Origin of the sequence: Microbacterium paraoxydans (assembly GCF_020524545.1) — a bacterium.
Lineage (GTDB): Bacteria > Actinomycetota > Actinomycetes > Actinomycetales > Microbacteriaceae > Microbacterium > Microbacterium paraoxydans_C.
Map to the genome: position 1 here is coordinate 1 of NZ_JAIVLG010000002.1, position 16,189 is coordinate 16,189.

Below are 16,189 nucleotides of genomic sequence, written 5' to 3' on the forward strand. Positions count from 1 at the left end.
TGATCAGGATCTCGTACTTGGCCACCGTTCACGATGTCCTGAGACATCACCGCGCCACCAGACCCACCGTTCACGATGTCCCGAGACAGTCGTTCACGATGTCCTGAAACCAGACACCCTCGTCTCCGCGGTGTGATGTCTCAGGACATCGTGAACGACTGAACCCCCGGTTTCGGGGGTTCAGTCGTTTGTGCGCGGGTGGGACTAGCGCCGGGGCAATGCGATGGCGAGCGCGCGGACGAAGGCATCCACATCCTCGCTCCCGAGACACAGCGGAGGCTTTATCTTCAGCACGTTCTGATGGTCGCCCGTCGGCTGGACGATCACACCCAGCCCGCGCATCCGCTCGCAGACGAGCGCGGTCTCCTGTGTCGCCGGTTCGCGCGTCTCGCGATCGCGGACGAGCTCGATGCCGAGATAGAGACCCGAGCCGTGCACGGCTCCGACCAGAGGACTCTCCAGGCCGAGCACCTGATCGCGCAGATACGAACCGACGGTGCGAGCGTTCTCCTGAAGTCCCTCGTCGCGGATCACGTCCAGCACGGTCGACCCGATCACGCTCGACACCGGACTCCCGCCTGTCGAGGCGAAGAAGTAGCCTTCGCGTCGATATGCCGCGGCGATCTCCCGTGTCGTGACGACGGCCCCGAGCGGATGCCCGTTGCCGACGGCCTTCGCGACCGCGACGACGTCCGGCACGACGCCCTGCTGTTCGAACCCCCAGAACCACTCGCCCAGACGACCGAACCCGACCTGCACCTCGTCGGCCACCGTGAGGCCTCCGTGGGAGCGGATCGCGTCGTAGACGGCGGCGAGGTAGCCGTCAGGCAGCGGGACTCCGCCTGCATTGCCGAAGAAGGTCTCTGCGATGAACGCCCCCGGCGCGTGGCCCTCTGCCGCGAGCCGTTCGATCTCGGCGACAGCCTCCTCGGCGTATCGTGACGCGTCGGTATCGCGATGTGTTCCGCGGTAGGAGTTGGGGGCATCGACCGTGCGCACCCATTCCGGGCGGGTCGTGAGTGCAGCCGGGTTGTCTGCGATCGATGTCGACACCGCATCGGCGAGGTCGGTCCAGCCGTGGTACGACTCTCGGACGGCGAGCACGTCACGCCGGCCCGTCGCGGCCCTCGCGAGGCGCAGCGAGAGGTCGACCGCCTCCGAACCGCTGTTCACGAGGAACACCGTGTCGAGGCTCTCGGGTGTCAGCGCGGTCAGTCGCTCCGCGTATTCCACGACGGCGGGGTAGTGGAACCGCGAGTTCGTGTTCAGGGTTCGCAGCTGGCGGTCGGCGTCGGCGGCGATCCGCGGATGTGCGTGGCCGAGGGCGGTGACGTTGTTGACCATGTCGAGGTAAGCGCGGGCGTCGGTGTCGACGAGGTACTGCTTCCACCCGCGCGCGATGATTGGTGGCGCATCGTAGTAGTGCTCCTGCACCTCGGCGAACACGCGCACGCGTCTTGCCAGGAGCGCAGCAGGATCGTCGCGCTCGACGGCGTCGGGATGACCGGGGACCAGTGCGGACGGATCGGCGATGACGGCGAGCCAGGCGTCGGCGAGGGCCGGTGGGACGAACGCTGGGACGGGCTGGTCCGCATCGACGTCGCGCACGAGGCGGACGGTGACCCCGGGCGCGGTCTTCCCGATCACCTCACCCTGGGCGACCGGGCGTGGGTCTCGTCCCGTGGCGTTGGCGAGCGGGCCCCCTTCGGGGGACGCTCCCGTCAGCTCCAGACGAGTTCCCCCCGCGTCGCCGTCACCGCGGAGCACCAGTCCGCCATCGCCACAGGAGAGCCGGCCGTTCCAGGGCGCGACCAGTTCGGTCGGCCGATCGAGGACGACGTCGATGCCCGTTGCGACGGTGGCCGGGGCCTCCTGTGCGTACCTCGAGCCACGGGTCAGTCGGGCTTCACCGAACCGGGTGACGGCCGCACTCGCACCGGAGAGAAGTGCCGTGCGGGCGATCCAGGCTTCCGTGGCGGGGTCGAGCCAGGCTCCTTCGTCGAGGTCTGGGCTCGCCGGTGAGAGGTCGAGCACCGCGACGGTACCCGCATCCACTGCTGGCAACAGCGGGACCGAGGACGGCGCTGCAGCAGCGGGCGATCGGAATCCGAGAGTGCGGAGCACGTGTCGCGTGGCGACGGGCAGCGGCACCGAGATCGCCGCGGCGAGGATTGCTTCCTCGTGGCGAAGGTTCTCCGCGGCGTAGGCGTTGTCGGGCTCGCGGGAGACGACGTGGTGCCCACTTGCCACGAGGTGCACTGCGCGCAGGGTCACGAGCGGCCACAGCGCTGCCGCCTCTTCGCGGGTGAGGGGTCGCCGACGGTGGTACGCGTGCAGTGCGCGAAGCGCGGAGGGCAGATCCATGCCGTCGTGGTGCAGAAGGGAGGAGATCGTGATCGCCAGTCCGGCGACTGGCCACGTGCGGTTGAGGTCGCCCAGATCGATCACGCCGTCCGGTGTGCGCAGAACCGGGTCCGCCCATACGACGTTGTCGTCGGTGAGGTCGCCGTGCACGGCTTGTACCGGCAGTGCTGCCTCCAGAGGGGCGATCGCGGCCCACGCGCGGGCGGCGATCGCCTCGAGCCGCGAACGGAGAGCATCATCGCCGAGGCGCCCGAACAGCTCGGGAAGGACCGAGCGGGATTGGCGCAGATCCCATTGATGCGGCCGCTGCGTTCCCGGTGCATCGAAGTCGGCGAGGGCGAGGTCGACTCGGGCTGCCAGGTCACCGAGCGCGTCGACGATGGCGGTACCGAGGTGATCGCTGCCGGACAGCGTGCCTCCCTCGAGGAAGTCGAGCAGCCGGACGTGCAGGACAGCGTGACCGTGCGTGACGAGGGCAACGGTCGCGCCATCGATCGTCTTTCGCGTTCGAGGGGCGCGAACGGCGGGGTCTCGGAGTGCGAGATGCGCCGACGCCGCCGACTGCGCCGAGACCTCCGCAAGGGATGTCGCGGGATTCGCGATCTTCAGCAATACACGCTCAGTGCCCGTTTCAAGGAGGAAATTACGGTCCTCGTGGCTGCCGAGGCTGCGCGCGGTTCCCTCGACACCGAAGTGCTCACGGGCGATCAGGGCGGCATCCGCCTCGGTCAGCTGAGGCGGGGCCTCGGGGATGAGGCGCGGTGCGGCCGACGGATCGGTGGTCATGGTGCTCCTGTGGGGTCGAGGGGGGATTCGATGCGTGCACCGTCGAGGTGCAGCGGGGTCAGCGGGGCGGCGCTGCAGGGGAGCAGTCGGCCGGCACCCGGCTCGAAGAGCGGGTCGTTGATGTACTCGAATTCGCCGCATGCGACAGTGCGCACGCACGTGCCGCACACGCCGACCCGGCATTCGCTCGGCCAGTCGAGACCGGCTCGCTCGGCCGCGTTCAGGAGAGTCCCGTCGCCGGGCTCCCACATGAACGGGCCGCTCGCCGATTCGACGGGAACGGGGCCCTCCGCCCGGGGGATTCGCGGAGGGCCCCAGTCAGGGGAGACGGGCGAGTAGAACGCGTCGATGCGGATGCCGTCTGACGCGAAGCCGAGTTCGACCAGCATCGCCCGCACACTCGAGGCGAAGGTGCGGGGACCGCAGACGAAGGCTTCAGCGGAGCCGAGGTCGAGATCGGCGAGGGCCGTCGCCAGCGCGGCGCGGTCCGGTCGTCCGGCGACGGCCGTGAATCCCACGGGCGTGGCGGGAGGGGCGTCCCGGGTGAGGTGGAGCGTCGCGGTGCCGTCGCCGAGGGCCGCGACGGTGTCGCAGACCTCTCTCCACAGCGGTAGCGAGTGTATGGAGCGCTCGGTGTGCACGACGCGCACCCGGCCGCCCTTGCCCTGCATCGCCCGGGATCGCAGCAGCGCAGTGGTGGGCGTGATGCCGATGCCGGCGCTGACGAGGAGCAGATCGCGGCCGCCGTCATCTTCCGTCTGATCGCCGTGCGGGCCGGTGACGAGGATCTCTGACCCCACCGGATAGGCGTCGTGGAGCAGAGTCGAGACCCGTCCGTCCCGCTTGACGCTGATGCGGAACCGTCCCTGCGCCACCGCCGAGATCGTGTACGAGCGCCAGTTCGGGGTCGGGCCGCCCGGCAGGTGCAGTCGTACGTGTGTCCCCGGTGCTGCTGCATCGAGAACGTGCAGCGGGTCGGCGAACCAGAAGCTCACCACGTCGCGGGACTCGTCCCGTCGATCGACCAGACGTGCCGTACGCGGCCAGCCAGGCTCCCCCGCGAGCGGAGATCCGACGAGGGGGCCGGCATCCTCGACGGCGTCGCCGGCGCACAGCGAGCCCGCCGTCACGACGCGGGCGTACACCCCGCAGAACATGTGCCCGAACCGGGATCCGAGCAGCGCGGGGACATTGAGGTCGGAGACGCCGTCGCCCGGTCGGATCGTCGTGGCGCGGCAGCGGTCGGTCGGCTGGAACACCTCGAGCTCGACATCGCCCACGCGGATGCGGCGACCGACGAGCGCGAACTCCGCAAAGGGCTCGAGGCCCGTGAGGTAGAGGTTCCCCCGCACGCGACGCGGATCCACGGGAACCTCTGCTTCGCGTCCAAGAGCCTCGAGCGTTGCGCGGTTGATGATCGACAGGTGCGCCCGCGGCCAGTCCCACAGGCCCGCCGCGGTGGTGGCCACCAATCGGGGTGCGGACGTATCGTCCGCCAGCGTGCGGCGAAGGAGCGCGTCGATCCTCTCATCGACAGAGCCTTCGCCGGAGCAGAAGTCGCCGATCCGTCCTTTCGCCGACTCCCCGTTCGGGGCTGTGACCGTCAGCGTGGGAGAGGCGGTCTCTGCGTCGGCGAGGTCGACGGTGAATCGCGCGATGTGCTCATGCCGGGCGAGATGGAAGAACTCCTCGCGCGGCCGCCACCCGGCGTCGCTGGGAGTGGAAGCGTCGCGGGCGATCGCGAACGAGCGGTCCCAGCGAAGACCCCCGCCGGGCTCTAGGTGCACCGATTTCGCGGTTGTCACCCCGGCGAGGCCTTTCACCGGGTAGCGGACGATGCTGTCCACGACGATGCGGTTCGCGTCCACGGTTGCCCCCTTCGTCGGCTGCGGCGCTCGCTCTCAAAGTGCACAGGTCACGGGATGGTGTTCGAGCATGCCGGATCGTTCCGGCGTGCTCGAACTGTAGCGACCACCAACGCACCGCGTCAAGGATGCCGGAACGATCCGTTCCCTGACATCACGGGAGTGTTTCGATCGAGAGAACTTCCGAAATCGACTCTTGACGAGGCTGGCGAGGGCGGATAGCTTGCAAGTGCGCCGGAACGATCCGGCAGAGTCGCCGACTCGATCCGCGCACGACTGTGGCACCCTCCCGCACCACTCCTGCACCACCGACCCTCGAAGGACTCCGACAATGCGCACGAAGCTCCCCGCAATCGGTCTCGCCCTCACGACCGCACTGGTCCTGGCGGGCTGTTCCGCCTCAGCCGCTCCCGACAGCGGCACGTCCTCGGAAACGAAGTCCGGCTTCCTCGCCTCCGCCGACACCGCGCTCCCGACCGGCGGCGCGTTGACGGTCGCCGTCGACTACGACAGCGTCGAAGCCGCGGGTCTCGACCCTCAGCTGGCCGATACCGCTCGTTCCTGGATGATCCTCGGACTCTCGTACGAGACCCTGGTCGGCCTCGATGAGACGTTCGCCCCTACCCCCGGGCTCGCCGAGTCGTGGGAGGAGAAGAGCCCGACCGAGTATGTCTTCACTGTGCGCGAAGGAGCCGCATTCTCGAACGGTCGCGCTGTCACCCCCGAGGATGTCGTGGGCAGCTTCGAGCGGCTCAAGGCTGCCGGCGGCGCTTGGTCGGCGCAGGCTGCGGTGATCTCCTCCGCAGAGGTGACCGGCGACCGGGAGGTGACTCTGCGCCTCTCGAAGCCGTACTCCCCGCTGTTCGGTCTGCTCGCGCATGTCGCGACCGCGATCCTGCCGATCGCCGAGATCGAGTCGGGCGAGATCGACGTCAAGACCGACATCGTGGGCAGTGGGCCCTATGTTCCGACCGCCCATGTGCAGGATCAGTCGTGGACCTTCGAGCGGAACACGCACTACAATGGCCCCGAGTACTCTCCCGACACGATCGCCCTGCAGGTCATCCCCGACGAGGCTGCGCGTCTCGCCGCCATCCGCGACGGCAGTGCCGACTACGTGGTCTTCAACAACCCGGATGCTGCGTCGCTCCTCGCCCAGACCGCGACGGCGAACGTCGTCAACCAGCAGAACACCGACTTCTTCTACCTCGTGCTCAACGGTGCTGACCCTGACTCGCCCCTTGCGGATGAGCGCGTGCGGTTCGCCGTCAACGCGATCGTCGACCGGCAGCAGATCTCCGACATCGCACTCGCGGGCAATGCCACGCCGACGGCGCTGACTCCGTTCGCGCTTCCCGACGCGTGCGATCCCGCCGACCTTCCCTCGGCGACGATCAGCGACGACGAGATCCGTGCGCTGCTCCGTGATGCAGGGGCGGACGACCTGAGCCTCACCCTCAAGACCTGGAACAGCGAGGCAGGCCCGGGAGCGATCGCCCAGGTGATCCAGCAGCAGCTCGCCGAGTTCGACATCGACCTCGACGTGCAGATCCTCGACGACGGTATCTGGTCCGAGGCGTTGTACGGCGATCCTGCGGTACCGGCCGATGCCGACCTCAGCATCAGCTGGTTCGCCGGCTACGGCGATGCCTCGCTCGTGACGAACTGGTGGAACACCGAGACGGCGGGCTTCACAGGGAGGTTCATGGCTCCGACGCCCGAGATCAACGCCCTCATCACTCAAGCGGCCGAGACTCCCTTGGGTGATGAGCGTGCTGCGGTCTTCACCGACCTGTGTGCGGCGGTCGACGAGAACGCGCAGATGGTGGCCCTCGTGAACCGACCAGGCCAGGTCGCGTTCCGCTCCGACGCTCTGAGCCCGACGATCGCGACCAACGAGGGCTACGGCAACGTGCTGCGTTTCGTCTCGGACTTCCGTCTCAGCGAGGCGCAGTAGCACATGCGTATCCTGCGGATGTTGCCGGGGAGGCTGATGACGGCCCTCGCGGTCGTCGTGGGCGCGTCGATCCTGATCTTCGTCGCGGTACGCAGCCTTCCCGGTGACTTCGCCCAGCTGCTGCTCGGCCCGCTCGCCTCCGACGCAGCCAAGGACGCCGTCCGGGAGGCCTTCCGACTCGATCGGAGTCTCCCCGAGCAGTACTGGGCGTGGATGACCTCGGCGCTGCACGGCGACTTCGGGATCTCGGTGGCCAGCCAGGCACCGGTCCTGGACGAGTTCGCGCTGCGAGCCCCCACCACGGTGCTGCTGGCGGTCATGGCGATGTTCATCACGCTGGCCGTCGGCATCCCGCTCGGCATCTACGCCGGCACTCGACCGGCCCGCGGGCGTTCGGCGGTCACGGGGCGCCTGCTCGGCAGCATCGGCATCAGCATCCCCGAGATCGTCTTGGGATCGCTCGTCGTTTACCTTTTCTCACGCTTCGACCTCGGCCTGAGCGTGACCGGGTTCGTGTCGCCCCGCGATGACGTCGGCGGCGCGACGGTCTCGCTGCTGCTCCCGGCCTTCGTGCTGTCGGTCTTCTGTGTGGCCGCCACAGCCAGGACCACGCGAGACGCGGTGATGGGCGTGCTGGTGGAACCGCACATCCTCGCCGCTGTCGCGCGGGGTGAGCGCCCCGGTTTCATCGTGCGGCACCACGTGCTGCGCAACGCCCTCATTCCGGTGTTCACCTTCACGGCGACGATCTTCGCCTACCTCCTCGGCGGCGCAGTCCTGGTCGAGAGCGTGTTCTCGGTGCCGGGGCTCGGGTCCTACCTCGTTCAGGGGCTGGGGCGCCGTGACATAGCCGTCGTGCAGACGGGCGTGCTGCTGGCGACCGTCGTCTTCGTGCTGTGCAGCCTTCTGATCGACGTGGTCACCGCCCTCGTGGATCCCCGAGTCACGCCCGGCCGGAAGAGAGGTCTCGCGTGAACACCCCCACTCCGCCCGCTACGGGCCTGATCGGGGTGCGCGCCCGGCGTCTCTCCTCGACGTTCCGCGGAATCGACGTGCTCGGGCGCGTGGCACTCGGCGTCCTCATCGGGATCCTCCTGATCGGTGTCGCCGGCACGTTCCTGCAGGTCGGCGGCGACTCCTCGACGATCGTCGGTCCCCGACTGGCTCCGCCCGCTCCGGGGTGGCCGCTGGGAACCGATTCGCTCGGGCGTTCGCTCTTGCCGCGCTTGTTCGAGGGCATCGCCACCACGCTCGCACTCTCCATGCTCGCGGTCGCGATCACGGCCGTCGTCTCAGCCACGGCGGGCATGATCGCGGGGTACCACGGCGGTCTTGCCGGCGGCATCATCCTGCGTATCGGTGACATCCTCTATGCGTTCCCCGCCATCGTCCTGGCGATCCTCGTCGCGACCGCGGTGGGGCCCGGTGTGACGACGGCCGTCGCCGCGATCGTGCTGGTCACGGTGCCGCTCATGACTCGAATGGTCGGACAGGAGGCGCGCTCCGTCTCGGGGCGCGACTTCATCACCGCGGCGATCATCGCCGGAGTCAGCACCCCGCGGATCCTCGTCCGGCATGTGCTGCGCAACGTCTCCGGCACGATCGCCGTGCAGGGAACGTACGCGCTGTCCGTCGCGATCCTGGTCGAGGGTGGGCTCAGCTTCCTCGGGTACGGCGTGCAGCTGCCGGCGTCCTCGCTCGGACTCCTCATCCGTGAGGGGGCGATCTACATGGTCACATCGCCCATCCTCCTGCTGGCGCCGGGCATCGTCCTGGTCATCGCGATCCTCGCGATCAACGTCCTCGGCGACAGCCTGCGTGACCTCTTCGAACCCCGCGAGACGAGGAACCTCGAATGACCTCCTCCCTGCAACCGCCGTTCGCTCCCGTGGCGCCCGCCATCGAGATCGACGATGCCGTGGTCGAGTACGTCCGCCGCGACGGCGGGCTCGTGCGAGCCCTCGACCACGCGACGCTCTCGGCCGCGCCCGGTCGGCGCCTCGGGCTGGTCGGCGAGTCAGGCTCGGGCAAGTCGACGGTCGCCGCGCTCCTCGCCCGCCTGCTTCCGGCGAATGGCTCCGTCACCTCGGGTCGTGTCGAGGTGAACGGTGCGGACGTGCTCTCGATGGACGTTCGACAGCTCAGGGCACTGCGGCGTGACGTGGTCGGGATGATCCCACAGGACCCGGTGTCGTCACTGGACCCGACGATGCGCATCGGACGGCAGCTACGCCTCGCCCTCCCCGGCATCGTGCGGACGGATGCGGACGCCGCCGAGATGCTCGAGCGGGTCCGCATCCGCGACCCGCGCGGTGTTTTGCGGCTGTTCCCGCACCAGATCTCCGGAGGGATGGCCCAACGCGTCGTCATCGCGATGACCCTCGCCCGAGGTCCGCGTGTCCTCGTCGCGGACGAGCCGACTGCGGCACTCGACTCCAGCGTGCGCCACGAGGTCACCAGTCTGTTGTTCGAGATCGCCGACGAGCAGGACACGACCGTCGTCTGGCTCAGCCACGATCTGCGCTCGGTCGGACGCTGGTGCGAACGCGTCGCCGTGATGTTCGCCGGAGCAGTGGTCGAGGAGGGGCCGGTGTCGACCGTGTTGGAGAGCCCGACCCACCCCTACACGATCGCCCTCGCGAAGGCCGATCCGGCAAGCGCGAGGCCGGGGGAGCGTATCGAGACCGGTGTCATCGCACAGGCACGAAAGGGAGCGAGATCATGAGCGCGGTCATGTCGTTGGATGCCGTTTCGTGCACGTTCGCGAGCGGATGGGGCTCCTCCCGGCGCCGGGTCGAGGCGATGCGTCAGGTCTCGTTCGACATCCACCGAGGCGAGACTCTCGGGCTTGTCGGCGAGTCCGGCTCCGGCAAGTCCACCACCGGACGCGTGGCACTCGCCCTGCAGAAGCCCACCAGTGGGCGGGTGCTCTTCGAGGGCGCGCCGCTGGGCACTCCGAAGTCGGCTCGCGGACGACGGCAGCTGGTGCCGCAGAATCCGCTCTGGTCCCTCGATCCGCGTCTCCCTGTGGCCGCATCCATCGCGGAGCCGCTCGCGGCGCTCCAGGGCGGCACCCTGCCGACCCACCGCGACGCGGTGGAGGGGATGCTGCGCGACGTACGGCTCGACGTGTCGTTGGCCGACCGTTACCCCCATGAGCTGTCCGGCGGTCAGCGTCAGCGTGTCGCGATCGCCCGTGCCCTCATCACGCACCCGCCCTTCATCGTGTTCGACGAAGCGGTCAGTGCGCTCGACGTCTCGGTGCAGACGCAGATCCTGAACCTGCTGCGCGACCTTCAGGATGAGCACGGCTTCGCCGCCCTGTTCATCTCCCACGATCTGGCCGCAGTGCGCTACGTCGCGCACCGTATCGCAGTGATGCGACTCGGCGAGATCGTCGAGCTCGCCGACACCGAACGCTTCTACTCCGAACCGGCCCACGAATACTCCCGCCAACTCCTGGAGGCACTATGACCCCCTCATCCGCCACGCCCACCCCTCGGCTGGCCGGCGTTCCCGACTGGGGCCCCCGCACGCTCAACGGCGACGTCGAGCTCTCTCCGGTCGCTGGCACGACAGGAGACGTCGTCGAGTACGACTTCCCCGGTGTCGAGGTCGGCGTCGCCACATACCCCGAAGGACCGACGGGCTGCACGGTCGTGCATGTCCCCGGCGGTGCACGGATGGCGGTCGACGCCCGCGGCGGCGCCATCGGCATGAGCAGCGGCTACGAGTACTTCGCGCACGCGATCTGCCTCGCGGGCGGCTCGGTGTACGGGCTCTCGGCCGCCTCGGGCGTCGCTGACGAGTTGCGTGCGCGCCGAGGCAACCGCGGCGGCGTGGAGGATCTCGCGCTCGTCTCGAGCGCGATCATCTACGACTTCTCGGCGCGAGCGACGGCGATCATCCCGGACGCGCGGCTCGGACGCGCGGCCGTTCGCGACGCCGCGGTGGGCCGGGTGCCGGTGGGACGCATCGGCGCCGGCTCCTCCGCTTCGGCGGGCAAGATCGACTACGCCCGTGCGGAGATCACCGGTCAGGGCGCGGCGTTCGGACGGATCGGCGACGTGCGCGTGCTCGTGGTGACGGTGCCGAACCCCGTCGGTGTCATCGTCGACCGGGCGAGCGAGGTCGTCCGCGGCAACTATCGCGCGGAAGACGGCACGCGCCGACGCCTGGAGCCCGACTACCTCGACGCCATCGAGAAGGCCCAATCCTTCGGGGCTGGCCGGCCGGCCGCCCAGCGTGGCAACACCACCATCACGACGGTCGTCACGAACGTGCGGCTCACCGAGCACGAACTCATCCACTTCAGCCGTCAGGTGCACTCGTCGATGAACCGCGCGATCCAGCCGTTCCACACGGCGCTCGACGGCGACACGCTCTTCGCCCTGACGACAGACGAGGTCGACCTCGCCCCCGGTGCACCGGCGGACGCGAGCCCCGTCGATGCGCTCGCCCTCGGAGTCTTCGCCTCCGAACTGGCCTGGGACGCGGTCCTGTGCGCCGCGCGGTGACCCACGAGTCCCACCGCCCGACCCCCATCGAGGAGACAGCATGACTTTCATCGACCCGGCCCTGGCCGATCCCGACGCCGCCCATCGGCTCGTCCCGCCTCCCGTCACGGGCGACCGCATCGGGAACGACGACCTCGAACTCGTGCCCACTCACGGCGTCGGGCGAGGGCAGGTCTCGTTCGACTTCCCCGGTGTCTCGATCGGCACGGCGGAGTATGCCGAAGGGCCGACCGGTGCCACCGTTCTGGCCTTCGACCGCGGCATGCGTACTTCTGTGGATGCGCGCGGGGGTGCCATCGGCATCATCGGACGCTACGAGGGGGTGAACGACGCGATCTGCTTCGCCGGAGGTTCGGCCTACGGGCTCGCCGCCGCGACCGGCGTCGATGAGGAGCTCCTCGCCCGTGCGGAGGGCCGCGTGGGCTGGCAGGCGCTGCGCTCCACATCCGGAGCTGTCATCTACGACCTCGCCGCGCGCCCGACCGGCATCACCCCTGATGCTGCGCTCGGCCGCGCCGCGCTGCGCGCCGCCCGCACCGACTCCGTCGCGGTAGGTCGCGTCGGCGCGGGTGTGTCCGCCTCGGCGGGGAAGATCGATCCGTCGCGCACCGAGTTCTCGGGTCAGGGGGCAGCGTTCCTCCGGATCGGGGAGATACGCATCCTCGTGGTCACCGTCGTCAATCCGGTCGGCGTGATCCTCGATCGTTCCGGGGCCGTCGTCCGCGGCAACTACGACGCCGTCACGGGAGAGCGCCGGCACCCGTTCGACGACTACGAGCAGGCGCTCGCGGCGGGGATCGCTCCGACCACATCATCCGGGAACACGACCGTCACAGCCGTGGTGACCAATGTGGCCCTCGACGACAAGGAACTGCGACTGTTCGCCCGGCAGGTGCATTCCTCGATGCATCGAGCGATCCAGCCGTTCCACACGAACCACGACGGCGACACCCTGTTCGCGCTGACCACCGATGAGGTGACACTGCCCCCGGCCGGTAGCACCCGACTGGGGGAACAGGCCGTCAACTCGATCGCACTGGCGACCGTCGCCTCCGAGGTCGCGTGGGACGCCGTCCTGCGTGCGGCCACATGACCGCGCCGACCACACCCCCTTGCACGGCGTCGTTCGACGCGCGCCCCGCACGACTTGAGAGGAACATCCCATGACGATTCGCCGCTTCGAGACCGATGAGGTCGACCCGTTCGCACGCGGCGCGGCGATCGGACGCTTCAGCGCTGAGGGGATCGTCTGGAACCTGCGCAGCTACCGCGAGCTGTTCACGGTCGTCGGTGTCGATGCCGGCGACCTGCCTCGTCTCGGTCTCGCCGCGCTCGAGAACATCGAGCGCTGGTCGCCCGCTCTCGGCGCCGAGGCGCGGGGGCTCGCCGAAGGCGCCGGAGTACAGCCGTGGGAGATCGGGATGCTCAACGCCCGCACCGAGATCCTCGCGATCGTCGGTGCGATCGGCGAGGGGGAGTGCTCGACGGTCGTGACCCTCGACCAGGGCCGCGCGCCGTGGACCATGCAGACCTGGGACTGGCATGATGTGTCCAACGATGATCAACTCGTCGTGCGGGCACGGGTGCGTCCCGACCGCGAGGTGCGCTACTTCACCGAATTCGGCATCCTCGGGAAGGTCGGCGTGAACGACGCCGGTCTCGGCTCGCACTTCAACATCCTCAATCACGACGATGACGGTGGCGAGATCGGCGTGCCCGTGCACGCTGTGGCGCGCAGGGTGCTCGACGACGCCCGGGACTTCGACGATGCGATCCGGATCGCCCGATCCGCCCCCGTGAGCGCCTCGACCGTCCTGACCGTCGTCGCCGGCGATGCCGAGGGGGGACGCGCGGTGTCGATCGAGCTGAGCCCGGGTGGCGCCGCGGTCGTCCACCCCGACGAGGACGGCCTGCTCGTGCACACGAATCATTTCCTCGACGCCACGCTCGCCGAGGGCGAGATGGTGCCGGACAAGTCGAGTACTTTCCCCCGGCTGACCCATCTGCGCGAGCGCAGCGCGCGTCTGCGCACCGCGGATCCCGTTGCGCGAGCGCAAGCGATGCTGGTGCACGAGGCCGATGGCGCCGCGGTGTGCTGCCACCCTGATCCTGCATTGACGTTCGAGCACCGCTGGGAGACGTTGACCACGATCGGGGTCGACGTCGAGCGCGCAGAGCTGCAGTTCCACGAGGGTGGACCCTGCAGGGTGACGCGCGAGGGGTGGCAGAGCTTCTGAGACGGAAGGTTTCTGAGACAATGGCGAGGACTCGGGAGGGGCGCGTGGCATCGGCGACGATAGTGGACGTGGCGAAGGCGGCCGGAGTGTCGAAGACGACCGTGTCCGACGCCCTGCGTGGTGGAGGACGGGTCTCGGAGGAGACGCGCAAGGTCGTGCTGGCCGCCGCGGAGAAGCTCGGCTACTCGCTCAACAGATCGGCCCGCTCCCTGCGCACCGCGACGACGGGGGCGATCGGGCTGTACATTCCGCAGGTGCTGGTGCGCAGCGAGCACTACCTGTCGTTCGTCTATGGAGCCGTGAACGAGGCCGCCCAGCGTGACTACGACGTGACGCTCATCGTGGCAGGGAACCGGGAACGAGCCGCTCACGTCCCGCACGTCGACGGTCTGGTCCTGATCGACCCGGTCGAGAGCGACGAGAACCTCGACCGGCTCATGGCGACCGGCCTCATGACGGTGTCCTCCGAGCGTTTCCCCGGCGGACGCCAGCCCTCCGGCGTCGTCTGGTCGGATCACGCCGTCCAGGCGCGGCGGCTGCTCGACCACCTCGCGGCCCAGGGCGCGAAGGCTCCGGCCCTGGTCGCCTCGACGACCGTGTCCGAGTGGTCGCTCAACATCCGCGAGGCCTACATCGGGTGGTGCAGCGAGCGGGGGATCGACCCCGTCATCGTGGAGTCGCCGTTCGGTGCCTCACCGGACGACCTGCAGCGCACAGCGACTGATCTCCTGCGTGATCATCCGGCGACCGACGCCCTGGTCGCGGCGGGAGACGGCGTGGCGGCAACGGTCGCTCCGGCCCTCACCGCAGCGGGTCGGACGATCGGCGGGGACTTCCTGCTCGCATCCTGCGTCGACAGCCAGGCCAACGAGGCACTGCAGCCGCCGATCACCTCGGTCGATGCACGCGGCGGCGATGCCGGAGCGGCGTGTGTGAGGTTGCTCCTCGATCTGCTCGAAGGAAGCGTCGAGCCGGGGGCCTCCATCGAGCTGCCGCTGCTGCGCCATACCCGCGCCTCGACGCAGCGGATCGCGAGATCCGACGTCGATCCCCCCGCGAACGTGTAGAACCGGACTTCGTCGGCATCCGCCACGCGTCAGGTCGTGTGCTGTGAGGCGATGCACGGCTAATCTTCGGGAATGCGTACCTGGTTCCTTCGCGCTCGCGAGTCCTTCTGGTTCCTGCCGACTCTGTTCGGAGTGGGAGCGATCGCCCTCGCGGTAGGACTGACCGAGCTGGATCGGCTGCTGCTCGCGAACGGCGACACCTCAGGCGCCCTCCTGGCGGATCTGTCCGCGACGGGCGGGCGCGCGATCCTCACCGTCATCGGCGGGACGATGCTCGGGGTGGCGGCGACATCCTTCTCGATCACGATCTCGGTGCTCGCGACGACGTCATCGGCGTATGGTCCGCGCCTGGTGCGGAACTTCATGGCGGACCGCGGCAACCAGTTCGTCCTCGCCGTCCTCACCTCGACGTTCCTCTACACGCTGGTGGTGCTGCGCGCGGTGCGGACCGAGCAGGACTCGATCTCCGCGTTCGTTCCCGTCACGGCGGTGACGTTCGCTGTGTTGCTGGCGATCGCCGACGTCGCGGTGCTCGTGTACTTCATCCACCACATCGCCAGATCGGTCCAGGTGACCACGCTCCAAGGTCGGGTGCTGAGAGAGCTCGTCGACGTCATCGATCTGCTCTACCCCGACGCGCCCGACCGTGACACGGTGGCGGTGGAACCGGATGACCTGGTCGTCCACGAAGAGGTCCTCGCCACCACCTCGGGCTACGTGCAGTACGTCGATGTCGACGCCCTCGTCGCCGTCGCCCGCGCGCATCAGGTCGTCGTTCACGTCGTCGCGCCCCCGGGAACCTACGTGCTGGAGGGCCAGGTGATCGCTCAGTCCCTGGTCTCTCGGAATCAGCATCGGGACGAGAACACGGAAGAGGGGACGTCGAAGGCGATCACCTCCGCGATCGCTGTCGGTGCGGCTCGCACTCCCCATCAGGACCTGGGCTTCGCCGTCCAGGGCCTGACGGAGATCGGCATCCGAGGGCTCGCGTCGGGAACCAACGACCCCTACACGGCCGTGGCGGCGATCGACGCCCTGAGCTCGGCTCTCGCGACCCTCTGCACCCGCCCGCCGGCAGACGGAAGGCATCCCGGAGCCGACGGCGAACTCCGGGTCGTCTGCCGATGGCCGTCTCCCAGCGAACTGATCGCCGACGCGCTTCTCGCCCTCCGCACCTACGGGATGGGGCATCCGCTCGTCGTGCGTGCGGGGGTCGGGCTCCTCGAGCGGCTGGAGGGCGCGATGACCGGGGGAGAGCGTGCGCGTTTGCGCGACGAGATCACCGTCTTCCGCTCGGCCTACGTCGCCACGGACCCGCCACCCACCGATGCCGCACCCGTGCTCGAGCGGCTGGACGACACCCTTCGCCGCCTGGCCTGACGACCTGACGTCGGCA

The 16,189-nt window shown here is 69.0% G+C and carries 12 protein-coding genes; 10 read left to right on the forward strand and 2 right to left on the reverse strand.

Translation table 11 applies throughout. The features are described from left to right. Positions 1-204: 204 nt before the first annotated feature. Together LC041_RS04715 and LC041_RS04720 are read right to left on the reverse strand one after the other, a co-directional pair. Positions 205-3,150 carry an aminotransferase gene (locus LC041_RS04715; protein ID WP_226531804.1) on the reverse strand — a complete coding sequence of 982 codons (2,946 nt, stop codon included), beginning with the start codon at positions 3,148-3,150 and terminating at the stop codon, positions 205-207. Next, positions 3,147-5,018, reverse strand: a complete 1,872-nt coding sequence (locus tag LC041_RS04720) for an MOSC domain-containing protein (protein WP_226531805.1) — start codon at positions 5,016-5,018, stop codon at positions 3,147-3,149. The genes LC041_RS04715 and LC041_RS04720 overlap by 4 nt, the downstream gene beginning before the upstream one ends. 328 nt (positions 5,019-5,346) lie before the next feature. On the opposite strand from LC041_RS04720, the gene LC041_RS04725 reads away from it, so the two are divergent. The 10 genes from LC041_RS04725 to LC041_RS04770 all read left to right on the forward strand — a co-directional run bounded on the left by LC041_RS04725 (position 5,347) and on the right by LC041_RS04770 (position 16,173). Continuing rightward, positions 5,347-6,972, forward strand: coding sequence for an ABC transporter substrate-binding protein (locus LC041_RS04725; protein WP_226531806.1), 1,626 nt, complete (start codon positions 5,347-5,349; stop codon positions 6,970-6,972). Between the two features lie 18 nt (positions 6,973-6,990). After that, positions 6,991-7,947, forward strand: a complete 957-nt coding sequence (locus LC041_RS04730; RefSeq protein ID WP_226532582.1) for an ABC transporter permease — start codon at positions 6,991-6,993, stop codon at positions 7,945-7,947. Further along, complete coding sequence (locus LC041_RS04735) at positions 7,944-8,831, forward strand: ABC transporter permease (protein WP_226531807.1); 888 nt, start codon at positions 7,944-7,946, stop codon at positions 8,829-8,831. Before LC041_RS04730 ends, LC041_RS04735 begins: the two co-directional genes overlap by 4 nt. Next, positions 8,828-9,697, forward strand: a complete 870-nt coding sequence (locus LC041_RS04740) for an ATP-binding cassette domain-containing protein (protein ID WP_226531808.1) — start codon at positions 8,828-8,830, stop codon at positions 9,695-9,697. Before LC041_RS04735 ends, LC041_RS04740 begins: the two co-directional genes overlap by 4 nt. Beyond that, on the forward strand, positions 9,694-10,446 hold the full coding sequence (locus LC041_RS04745; protein WP_226531809.1) for an ATP-binding cassette domain-containing protein: 753 nt from the start codon (positions 9,694-9,696) through the stop codon (positions 10,444-10,446). Before LC041_RS04740 ends, LC041_RS04745 begins: the two co-directional genes overlap by 4 nt. Beyond that, positions 10,443-11,489, forward strand: a complete 1,047-nt coding sequence (locus LC041_RS04750; RefSeq protein WP_226531810.1) for a P1 family peptidase — start codon at positions 10,443-10,445, stop codon at positions 11,487-11,489. Before LC041_RS04745 ends, LC041_RS04750 begins: the two co-directional genes overlap by 4 nt. A 40-nt stretch (positions 11,490-11,529) precedes the next feature. Next, on the forward strand, positions 11,530-12,582 hold the full coding sequence (locus LC041_RS04755; protein WP_226531811.1) for a P1 family peptidase: 1,053 nt from the start codon (positions 11,530-11,532) through the stop codon (positions 12,580-12,582). 70 nt (positions 12,583-12,652) lie between these two features. Next, the gene (locus tag LC041_RS04760) at positions 12,653-13,726 is read left to right on the forward strand and encodes a C45 family autoproteolytic acyltransferase/hydolase (RefSeq protein WP_226531812.1); all 1,074 of its coding nucleotides are present in this window, start codon (positions 12,653-12,655) and stop codon (positions 13,724-13,726) included. A 20-nt stretch (positions 13,727-13,746) separates the two neighbouring features. Further along, positions 13,747-14,793, forward strand: coding sequence for a LacI family DNA-binding transcriptional regulator (locus tag LC041_RS04765; RefSeq protein ID WP_226531813.1), 1,047 nt, complete (start codon positions 13,747-13,749; stop codon positions 14,791-14,793). A gap of 72 nt (positions 14,794-14,865) precedes the next feature. Further along, positions 14,866-16,173: a DUF2254 domain-containing protein gene (locus LC041_RS04770; protein WP_226531814.1), complete on the forward strand. Its 1,308-nt coding sequence runs from the start codon at positions 14,866-14,868 to the stop codon at positions 16,171-16,173. Positions 16,174-16,189: the final 16 nt, after the last annotated feature.